General features: G+C 61.9%; 1 protein-coding gene. It reads right to left on the bottom strand.

Annotated elements, in window-relative coordinates; translation table 11 throughout:
• Positions 1–561 precede the first annotated feature (561 nt).
• Positions 562–1,084: IS91 family transposase (locus tag JQ628_RS34375; protein WP_212231063.1), on the bottom strand; the 523-nt coding region annotated here is incomplete at its 5' end.

Raw genomic sequence — 1,084 nt, 5'->3', positions numbered from 1 at the left:
ATGCTTGCCCAAGCTCGGGCTTTCCCTTGGCTCCAACGATGTCTCGAAAGCCAAGCCGGAACCGCTCGCTCCGGGAACACTTCGCGCTTTGTTTAGAGAAGAATGGATGGCTTTCATCGGAGGCGCGGCCAATCGATGAGGGAGTAGCCCGCGTTGACCCTTATCGGACGTCTCGCAAGGCCGAGGTCCGCTAATGTGCAGGTTTTCGGATGCCGGGATGGCGGGACTATCCGCGCGCTGTGGTGGCCGGCGTCCGAAAAGCGCCAAGGCACGAAATCGCGGGATGTGGGCGGCAGCAGTGCCGCGGTTGCTATGGGGATTTGGCCGCGAGCTCAGGTGCGCCCGCGATGACGCGAAGCGGCAGCGAGAGCGGTTTTACCACGTAGGCAGAGCCTAGGTTGAAGCACGATCGAGCAGCGGGCGTTTTGAGTGACGAGACTTTGTGTCTTTTGGTTGTGATTGCGCAACAATCGGGCGTGGCGAGGCAAGCGGCGGCGCTGTCGGGCAAGAGCCGACACAGGCGGAGAGTATTGCCGTGTGTGTCGAGGACTGGCGTCGGCATCATGAGGTGTCGATCCTGAGCTTTGGCGAAACCGGCGAGCGGCGGTGCTTCGGCTGTTGCCCGCGCAAGAAGGTCTCGATGATGCGCATGCGGCCGCCGCAGCAGGGACAGGGATGCTCTGGCGCTTTTGGCTCTTCGGGCTTGGCGTTGACAGCCTTGATGGCATCGATCGGGATGAGGGGCGCTGCAAGCAGTTCGCGGATGCGTGCGATATTCTTGACGCGGGTTTGGCTCGTGAGCCAACCGTAATAACGGATACGGTGGAAGCCTTGCGGCAAGACATGCATCAGGAAGCGGCGGATGAACTCGTGGGTATCGAGCGTCATCAGCTTGTATCGCTCGGGACCTTCGATGCGGTAGTCCTTCCACTTGATTGTGACGCCGTTGTCGTCGAGCGCGACCAGGCGCCGGTTGGAGATGGCGACGCGGTGGGTGTAGCGCGCGAGATAGCGCAACACTTCCTCGGGGCCACCGAACGGCCGTTTGCTGTAGACCACCCATTCGCTGTCGCGCAGCGGAGCC

Origin of the sequence: Bradyrhizobium lablabi, assembly GCF_018129385.1 — a bacterium.
Lineage (GTDB): Bacteria > Pseudomonadota > Alphaproteobacteria > Rhizobiales > Xanthobacteraceae > Bradyrhizobium > Bradyrhizobium lablabi_C.
Note: the sequence above shows the minus strand (reverse complement) of the source record. Positions and strands in the feature narration are given on the sequence as shown.